This is a genomic window from Lachnospira multipara ATCC 19207 (assembly GCF_000424105.1).
In the GTDB taxonomy this organism is placed as follows: Bacteria; Bacillota; Clostridia; order Lachnospirales; family Lachnospiraceae; genus Lachnospira; species Lachnospira multipara.
Genome location: NZ_AUJG01000017.1, coordinates 63598 through 72141, shown reverse-complemented (window position 1 = coordinate 72141; position 8544 = coordinate 63598). Strand labels below are relative to the sequence as shown.

The following is an 8544-nucleotide window of genomic DNA, read 5'->3' as shown; positions in this document are numbered from 1 at the left end:
TTGCTAACTTGAAATTGTAAATTCCAGTGAAATGGTAAATTCCACCGGTCTTTAAAATTTCCTTGGTTTTTAATATTTCAGAGAGCAATATTTAGGCTTAGCTGGTATAATTGCAGTAACTTTCCATAAAATATCCGAATTGAAGACATGGCAAACAAGCCTCTGGATATTCCGTGTGCGAGACTGAATTCCACAGGCCACATTGAAAAAATGTGAATTGTTTATTTCCAGTCTGACAGCAGATTTTTATGTAAAGTTAATGGTTAAAGCGTATCAGCTTAGGCGTCAGATTGACATCATCAGGTGCAATCGGCCTAAGCTGAAGTGCTTTTAAGATGTCTATGCCGTAAGTTTCTAATGCAACCTCATATGGGGTACGCCCATTTAGACTTTCGCGTGGCGTCGAGTTGATGTGGTCAACAATTGTGCGTAAGTCCCACTGGGTCAAGTATTCAAAACTTGTTCCTTTAGGAAGCACCATACGTAGCATGGTATGTGCCTGCTCAATGCCGCCTTTTTGGCCGCTGCGCATTGGGTCACAATAGTAAATACTTGTGCGCTCCATTCCAGATATGCCGGTCTCTAAAGAGTCCGGATCTCCAAACTCAGTACCTCTATCGGTAAGGATAGTGCTAAACAACGTCAGGAAATCATATGTATCTAGCTGACGTTCTAACTTATCAAAGATTAGTCTCACGGCACCTTTGGTGCAGCGATTCATGATAAATGCTAGAAATAGTTTTTCACGAGTCAGGAAGAATGTAAGGATGACACGCTTCGATTCTCTTGAGGAATGAACAGTATCCATCTCGGCGAAGGAATCCAGTTCCAAAGCTTGAAAGTCCGAATAAAGGCGCCCTTGAAATACGGAACGATCCTTTATCTGAGTCTTATGTACTTTTCGTGGCTTGAACTTAACTTTACGCTTTAAATCAATGTTTCTGGCAGTAATGAGACCATCATTGATGTATGAATACAATGTTCGAACCGACATGTCTAATTCAGGATGATTCGTCACTATCTGATAGGGCGATTGTCCTTGGAAGATGAGTGGCGAGATGATGCTATCCTTTTCGCGCAGTTCATGCTTGGTCATATTTATCCCAGCTCGCGAAGATGAAAGCTTTTCGCGATACTTACGGTCAGCAAAGTAGGGATCGTAGTGATATTTATGAGCAATGGTACAACGTGAGATTTTATGGCATCCGTTACAGACGTATGGAGCCTTATCTAATCGGTTGCAGTGCTCTCGAACAAAGTCTTTACACGTTTGATTACAAGTAGGACACGAGGCACATTTAACACCACAGAGGATGATTTTGTCACAGGCATTTAGCTTGTTACAGCGAAAGCGTTTTTCACAAAAGTTTTTCTTGTTGTAAAAAGGACCTCGACGATACCACTCATCCAGTCGGTGGAGTTTAATCTCCTTGGAAATAGTAGTCGGATCCTTACAAAGATACTTTGCGATGTCTTTAAATGTGATTCCGCTATCAAGAGATTTCTTGATGTATTCTCGGTCTTCGAGAGTTAGATGTTTTTGGTTACCAGGTATGTATTTGCTCATTGAGCCTCCTTCTACTGCTGTCAGAAGGAAGTCATGAGTATACCATGGATGTGTGAAAGATTAAACTCTACTTATGTAGTAGTTAATTCCATCACTTAATCGGGAGGTGGAATTTAAAATTTCAATTTTGGTTTTACTGGTATTTTTAATTTTCTTGTGGCTTATTGGTAAGGCATGTGTTATAATACTTTATAGCGAACAATGTCAAATTGTTCGAGAGTTTTTAAGCAAACCAGAACGAAGGAAGGAGGTAGTTATAGTATCACGGTGATACAGCTCGTGATACTAAAATGATACTATTTCTTCGAAAAGCACAAGAAATACAAGGCATTTTAAGTAATTGTGGAAAATAAGAATGCCGTATTTAACATGATTTACCATGAGAAATAGATTTGGAACTACCGAATTAGAATAACAGAAAAACTACGGGAGCCCGTATAAATAGCGGACTCCCTTTTTTCACATAGATTTGCGGCCTTTATTTTTTTAGTAAAATTGTGGCCGTGATTTCATTCTTATGTTTTGTCGAAGATTATGTATAAAACTAAGAAGTATAATTATGTAGCTTTATAAAATGGTTTATAGTGGAACCCTTAAAATAGGAATATCTTGACATTTTAGACTGTCCAGTTTATCATTTAAGTACATCTATAGGATGTGATTGGTTTCCTTGCCAAGCGAAATGGGAACTTTATCAGATGGGAACCCTACCATATAAAATAAATGGGAGCTTTATCAGATGGGAGCCCTACCATATAAAATAAATGGGAACTATAAAAGACGGGAACCCTACCGGCAAAGAAGGAATATTACGGGCTGCATCTTCTGACGCAGCCCGTTGTTATGTTTAAGGATTGTTATGAAGAAACTAGATTTATATTATATTGATTTAAAATACATAAGAGATTTGTCACATACCGATGATAATGTGATGTCTATTTCACCACAGAGAGGAAAGCAAAATCGTCCGTTTGTAGGCGTTGTAGTACTTATGAATGGTTGCAACTATTGTATTCCTCTCACATCTCCAAAGGATAAATTTAAGAATAAGAAGAGCCAAGTGGATTTTATCAAAGTATTTGATGAAGAGCGAAGAGATGAAAATGGCCAGTTCAAGCTAATTGGAGTTCTCAATATCAACAATATGATTCCAGTCGATGATCGTTATATCAAGAAGGTGAATCTTACAGTTCTAAGCAATGATAAACCAGATATTGCGGCAAAAAAACGACTTATGCAGAAACAGATAAAGTGGTGCAGAAGTCATATTGACACAATTGAGAATCGTGCCAACAAGGTATACGATATGGTTGTGAATCATCCAGACAAAAATCATAATCTTGTAAAGAGAAGTTCCAAGTTTGATAAACTTGAAACACTACTAGACAAACTACTTAAGAAAGATTAAAAGTAGAGAATTTACGTCTATAAAATGTCTACCAAAACTTCAAAAAAGTTGTGGACGACATGGAATAATTAGAAAAGATATACCATATGTGCTGAAAATTAGACTCTATAGACTCAATATATAGTAGTCGGTATAGAGATGGAGTAGTTCCTAGTGGTTTACAAGTTATAAAGAATACAAGGCAATTCGCAGAGTTTCTGCGGGTTGCCTTTTTTATAGTCGCGTTTGTGGTTGCAATATGGTTGAAAAAAGTACTGGTGGAGTACTGTTTTGATGAAAATCTAAACCACACATTGCGTGTTTACACACTGAGTGATATAATAAAGAAAACGCAATGCGAGGAGAATGTTATGGATACTGCAAAGGTGATAAGAGAACTACGTGAGAGTGTAAATATGAATCGAAAAGAGTTTTCGGAACATACGGGAATCCCAGTTCGAACACTGGAGGATTGGGAAGCAGGACGACGCACCCCTCCGGAGTATATTCCGAGACTTATTGCGTATCAGCTGAAATATGAGGAATTGGTTGGGAAAGGTGTCAAATATGGAGGGGCAAGTGGCGAAAATTGAGCAGATTTAGACAACGGATAATATACCGTTGAAAGTGGAAACTATAGATATTAGGAGTCAAATTCATATCGTACGTGGGAAACAGGTTATGTTGGATAGTGATCTTGCTATGTTATACAAGGTCGAAACAGGAGCACTGAACCGTGCGGTTAAGCGTAATAAGAAACGATTTCCTGAAGACTTTTGTTTCCAACTGTCGGAGGAAGAGTTTTTGAGATGCCAAAATGGCATCTCAAAGGATAATGACCCAGATGGACGCGGCGGCAGACGATATATGCCGTATGCTTTTACGGAGCAGAAGATCTTCTTTGACGGGCAAATCTATGATGCGTTTAGTTTGATTACAACTATTATACAGAAGGCCAAAAGTGATATTGTATTGATTGATGGATACGTGGATGTGAACATGCTGAACATTTTGGTGAAGAAGGATGCCGGCAAGAAGTGTTTTGTTACGGTATTACTGCAGAAGAATTAAAGAAGTCATATGTTGATAAATTCGAAAAAAACATGAAAAGGTGGTAAATCATAGAGAGATGTAAAATGAACGAATTTGAGTTGTATACAATGATGTTTTTTTGGATAGATAATTATTATGCCGACTCTACCGATGACAGAATCAATAATTTGATAGGAGAAATGAATCCTTTTTGGTGGCAAGATATAGGTTCTGCTGATCCAGCGTACTATGATGATTTTTGTAGATTCGTTAAAGGAAAAAACATAACTCTTGATAACAGCTTAGATTTAGCAAAAAACTTCATAAAGACAATAGATTATGTTGATGTAACAGAGGCCTTTGAAGAATCTGATTATGACAAATGGAAGAATGGGTGCAAGAGATATATTGCCGAGGAACATAAGGGCGGTGAAGCCAGAGAAATCTGACAAAAGTCAGTTGCTTAAAATAGAACAATAGAATTACAGAATGAAGTAAAAAGAATATTTGAGATGAGTAGGTGATACATATGGAAATCGGTGCAACAAAAGCAGTTCAAGATCGATTAAAAACAACAAAGATTGAAGAAAGCAAAGGTGCTTTACTTGTGTTCTGCTGGGACACACATTTGACGAAAATAAAAGGAAGAAATGTCTTGTTTATTGTGAATGCCAGTAATCGTTATACAATAGCAATGACAGATATTGAACCAAGAAACTGGAATTACTATACAATGTATATCAGTCGTGTGATTCATGGCGTGATGCAGGAAATGGGATACTCCGAGGATCAGATAGGGCAGTATTTTAAAATGTCAGGCGATACAACTGTAACAAAAACTCATGGTAGGAAATCGGTTGGTGGCATTAACAGAATGGTAATGGATGCACAGTATTTTGATAAAAAGTTGGATAAAGAAGCAAAGTATCAATGGGAACTTAGTGAGTATCTGAACAGAGATATCTGCCAGCCAGAGGGATTTGATGCGTATGGACATCCGAGTGAACTTTTTAAATTAGACATGGAACGATTAGGGATTGCTACTAAGAGAGAGCCAGCAAAGGTAATAGATTTTGCTCAGTACATAGAAAACAATCGTGGTACTAACGATTAGTACCACAACCCTTTTTCTTGTAGAAATATTGGATGGGGATAAATGACTGTAAAAAGTACGGTTGCAGTACTGTCTGGTATAAAAATAATGATGACATAGCATCTTGACATTGCTTGAATATGGAAGTAATATAACGTATATACGGATGATATACGAAAGAACGTATAAACGTAAAAAGGTAGCGAGGAGGGCAAAAATTATGTTGTATCCGGAGATTTCTTCTAAAGAATTGATAGAAAAATTTGATTCAGATGATTTTTATAAGGTTTATGGAAATCCTGTCAAATGTATAATATTTGATACAGATAGAATCCTTATGTCTTCTGATTTGTATGAGCGACTGTTTGGTAAGGTCGATTTAGATAAAGAAAATACAATAGAAATGGATGATTTTATCAGAGCGTTAGTATTGCAAAGGCTTCATGAAAACCCAGTTAGTGTAACAGATACGGAGGATGGATATTCACTTTCTATGGAAAGCGAAGTTTACGACTTTTTAAATCGAAATACATTGAAAGATTATGGGATTACACTTGAGAAACTCACCTCTTATTTCTTTGAGTGGATAGTAGCATGCCCGGATGAGTTTAAGGCCTGGGTGGAAGAAAGCATGATGGATAAAGGAGCAGAAAATGACAATTAGTGAACGTATTTTTAAATTGATGGAAGAACGTGAAATTACCCAGATGGATTTTTCGAAAGCTACAGGAATAGCACAGAGTACTATTAGTGATTGGAAACGAAAGAAAACGAACCCGTCTGCAGATAAAATAATGATTATTTGCAATGTGTTAAAAGTAACTCCTTATGAATTGTTGCAGGACACGGTTCAATCGGTAGAGGAATTGGATTATCGAGTGGTTACAAAAGGCACAAAGGAATATGATCTTTTGATTGAAATGGAAAGTCTTAAAAAATCGCAAAAAGAAAGATTGTTGGGGTATATTGAGGCTTTAAAAAAATAGGTCTGATGGCGGTGCTTTATTCATTAAGCATCGCTTAAACATATGCTTAAAAACGCATATACGGTAGCACGACGTAAAGACGACGGAGGAGACAATATGACAAGAGGAAGAGTCTATTTAAAGCCGAAGAAGGGCGAATGGATTGAAAGTACACAGTTATTATACGACATGGGCTTTGAGTTTCCTTATGGTAATGGATCAAAACTTATATCAGGATTCCTTAGAAAGCAACTTGAGAGTAAGAAAAAACTGGATATATGGTTGAAATCATTATTTCAAGTTTGGGATAAAGATGGCAACATAGTCGGAAAAGATGACCAAGTATCTTTTTTACTAGGCTTCGATAATGTACCTCAAATAGATGGAGTAGGAGATGATTATTCTTATATTATGAATTGTTCATCTGATAAGGATAAAATATATGTAGCTGGGGAAGAATTCATTATTGATAAAAATGAAATGATTGTATTGTCTTTTTCTAGAGTGGTGATGAGAATACGCAGGCAGACAGGTAAAACAAATCTCCTTTTTAATGAAGATGAAGTGACAATTTGTACCGAAGCTTTAGATTTTTATAGCAGAATTTTTATAGGACAATATGATAATATTGTTTCAAGGTTGATTTGGAAAATGAATGATTCTACAACTTTGCTCGACAAAAGATATGTTTGCGAGCATATTCTTTTGGCAATAAGAGGAATTATTATGAGGGATACGGATCTTGATAGATATGGGTTTAGTGCCAGCCTGGGGATTTGGAGTGACCATACAGATATTCGTGCAATTAACTCTTATGATATACAGCAGGTTATGCGTTATAATTTGGCATATGCCAAACATCCGGAAGGAGGATATACAGTAGATTTTAAAAAACCACTTATAAATGGTAATTTACCGGTGATCAAATGTAGCTGTGAAAATGTTAAAGATGCCTTCGTGGAGACGGTTACATGTACATCAAATCATTTGCAAGTTTTGGATGATGCATTAATGATTTTTTATCATTTGCATAGCGCGAATATCAGAGAATTGTTTGAGTATTATACAGACGATGAACTGGCATTGGAACTGGCTGGATTAATTGAAAAATTATTTTCAGGAATTAAGCCGGATAGACAGTTTGTGGAAGAAATAAAAAAAGTATGGGAAAAAGTAATATGCGCGGGAGGTGTTTTTGGTGAAGAAAAATGAGATTATATTATTTGAAACGAAAGACAAGGAAGTAACGTTGTCAGTCCCGATGGATGAAGATACGGTATGGCTTTCGCAAGCACAGATGACAGAATTATTTAATGTGGATAGAACAGTAATTACGAGGCATGTAAATAATATTTTTAAGGAGAAAGAATTGATTCGAGAAAGCAATGTGCAAAAAATACACATTGCAAATGCGGATCGACCAGTCCAGTTTTATTCATTAGATGTCATCATATCTGTAGGCTACCGCGTAAAATCAAAACGAGGTATCGAATTTCGTCAGTGGGCAAGTAAAATTTTGAAGCAATATATGATCGACGGTTATGCAATAAATGAGAAACGCTTATATGCATTACAAAAGACAGTGGATATCCAAACGCGAATGCTGGCGGATGCATTAAATGTTGAGGAAAAGGATATTTTAAAAGCCGTAAATCTGTATACAGATGCCTTGACGTTGTTAGATCAGTATGATCACCAAGCAATAGTAAAGCCTACGGGGGCAAAACCTATTTATAGGATTACCTATGATGATTGTATGACGATGGTTTCTCATATGAGGGATTCTTTTGATACGGATGTCTTTGGTGTAGAAAAAGAAGTTGGAAAAGTAAACGGTATCATTTCCGCTATTTATCAAAGCGCATTTGGAGAAGATGCTTATCCTTCCATAGAAGAAAAGGCTTCAAATCTTTTATACTTTATGATTAAGGATCATCCGTTTGCAGATGGGTGTAAGAGAATAGCGGCTTCTTTGTTTTTGGAATTTTTGGAGAGAAATGATGCATTACTTAGAGATGGCAATAAACGTATTGGCGACGGTGAATTGGTAGCTATTACTCTTATGATTGCAGAATCTAATCCAGAGGAAAAGGATATTATGGTAAAGCTGGTTATGAATTTACTTAACATGTGATTTGGTTAGAATCACATGTTAAGTGAGAGTGATTCTAAAATGATTCTTAAAAATTAAACAAAAAAACCACACATTGCGTGCCTGGTGGTTAAGCGCAATAAGAAACGATTTCCTGAAGACTTTTGTTTCCAACTGTCGGAGGAAGAGTCTTTGAGATGCCAAAATGGCATCTCAAAGGATAATGACCCAGATGGACGCGGCGGCAGACGATATATGCCATATGCTTTTATGGAGCATGGAAAAACAAACTTCTTTGGATGGTGGGAGAGATTGGAAAAGTCATATGTTGATAAATTCGAAAAAAACATGAAAAGGTGGTAAATCATAGAGAGATGTAAAATGAACGAATTTGAGTTGTATACAATG

11 protein-coding genes are annotated in these 8544 nt (G+C 36.6%); 10 read left to right on the top strand and 1 reads right to left on the bottom strand.

Annotated features, from left to right (window positions below):
* Positions 1 to 256: 256 nt before the first annotated feature.
* Positions 257 to 1567 carry an IS30 family transposase gene (locus G600_RS0111820; protein ID WP_027432097.1) on the bottom strand — a complete coding sequence of 437 codons (1311 nt, stop codon included), beginning with the start codon at positions 1565 to 1567 and terminating at the stop codon, positions 257 to 259.
* A gap of 859 nt (positions 1568 to 2426) precedes the next feature.
* Between G600_RS0111820 and G600_RS15280 the strand changes: the two genes are divergently transcribed.
* From G600_RS15280 to G600_RS15530, 10 genes are all read left to right on the top strand, one after another.
* The gene (locus tag G600_RS15280) at positions 2427 to 2975 is read left to right on the top strand and encodes a type III toxin-antitoxin system ToxN/AbiQ family toxin (protein WP_027432096.1); all 549 of its coding nucleotides are present in this window, start codon (positions 2427 to 2429) and stop codon (positions 2973 to 2975) included.
* Positions 2976 to 3325: 350 nt separating this feature from the next.
* Positions 3326 to 3547 carry a helix-turn-helix domain-containing protein gene (locus tag G600_RS0111810; RefSeq protein WP_027432095.1) on the top strand — a complete coding sequence of 74 codons (222 nt, stop codon included), beginning with the start codon at positions 3326 to 3328 and terminating at the stop codon, positions 3545 to 3547.
* Positions 3548 to 3569: 22 nt separating this feature from the next.
* Complete coding sequence (locus G600_RS15275; RefSeq protein WP_408605556.1) at positions 3570 to 4025, top strand: ORF6N domain-containing protein; 456 nt, start codon at positions 3570 to 3572, stop codon at positions 4023 to 4025.
* A 65-nt stretch (positions 4026 to 4090) separates the two neighbouring features.
* Entirely contained in the window at positions 4091 to 4435 is a 345-nt protein-coding gene (locus G600_RS0111800) for a hypothetical protein (RefSeq protein WP_027432094.1), read from the top strand.
* 80 nt (positions 4436 to 4515) lie between these two features.
* On the top strand, positions 4516 to 5100 hold the full coding sequence (locus G600_RS0111795) for a DUF6933 domain-containing protein (protein WP_027432093.1): 585 nt from the start codon (positions 4516 to 4518) through the stop codon (positions 5098 to 5100).
* 199 nt (positions 5101 to 5299) lie between these two features.
* Positions 5300 to 5743 (top strand): hypothetical protein, encoded by a 444-nt coding sequence (locus tag G600_RS0111790; protein WP_027432092.1) that lies wholly within the window; start codon positions 5300 to 5302, stop codon positions 5741 to 5743.
* Positions 5733 to 6065 carry a helix-turn-helix domain-containing protein gene (locus G600_RS0111785; RefSeq protein ID WP_027432091.1) on the top strand — a complete coding sequence of 111 codons (333 nt, stop codon included), beginning with the start codon at positions 5733 to 5735 and terminating at the stop codon, positions 6063 to 6065. The genes G600_RS0111790 and G600_RS0111785 overlap by 11 nt, the downstream gene beginning before the upstream one ends.
* A gap of 96 nt (positions 6066 to 6161) precedes the next feature.
* The gene (locus G600_RS0111780) at positions 6162 to 7256 is read left to right on the top strand and encodes a hypothetical protein (protein ID WP_027432090.1); all 1095 of its coding nucleotides are present in this window, start codon (positions 6162 to 6164) and stop codon (positions 7254 to 7256) included.
* The gene (rhuM, locus tag G600_RS0111775; RefSeq protein WP_242826384.1) at positions 7243 to 8178 is read left to right on the top strand and encodes a RhuM family protein; all 936 of its coding nucleotides are present in this window, start codon (positions 7243 to 7245) and stop codon (positions 8176 to 8178) included. Before G600_RS0111780 ends, rhuM begins: the two co-directional genes overlap by 14 nt.
* A gap of 84 nt (positions 8179 to 8262) precedes the next feature.
* The gene (locus G600_RS15530; protein WP_242826383.1) at positions 8263 to 8499 is read left to right on the top strand and encodes an ORF6N domain-containing protein; all 237 of its coding nucleotides are present in this window, start codon (positions 8263 to 8265) and stop codon (positions 8497 to 8499) included.
* The last annotated feature ends 45 nt before the right edge of the window (positions 8500 to 8544 follow it).

Bases quoted from the DNA above. Each gene is read 5' to 3' on its own strand.
- G600_RS0111820 (WP_027432097.1), bottom strand. From the start codon at position 1,567: ATGAGCAAATACATACCTGGTAACCAAAAACATCTAACTCTCGAAGAC.
- G600_RS15280 (WP_027432096.1), top strand. From the start codon at position 2,427: ATGAAGAAACTAGATTTATATTATATTGATTTAAAATACATAAGAGAT.
- G600_RS0111810 (WP_027432095.1), top strand. From the start codon at position 3,326: ATGGATACTGCAAAGGTGATAAGAGAACTACGTGAGAGTGTAAATATG.
- G600_RS0111800 (WP_027432094.1), top strand. From the start codon at position 4,091: ATGAACGAATTTGAGTTGTATACAATGATGTTTTTTTGGATAGATAAT.
- G600_RS0111795 (WP_027432093.1), top strand. From the start codon at position 4,516: ATGGAAATCGGTGCAACAAAAGCAGTTCAAGATCGATTAAAAACAACA.
- G600_RS0111790 (WP_027432092.1), top strand. From the start codon at position 5,300: ATGTTGTATCCGGAGATTTCTTCTAAAGAATTGATAGAAAAATTTGAT.
- G600_RS0111785 (WP_027432091.1), top strand. From the start codon at position 5,733: ATGACAATTAGTGAACGTATTTTTAAATTGATGGAAGAACGTGAAATT.
- G600_RS0111780 (WP_027432090.1), top strand. From the start codon at position 6,162: ATGACAAGAGGAAGAGTCTATTTAAAGCCGAAGAAGGGCGAATGGATT.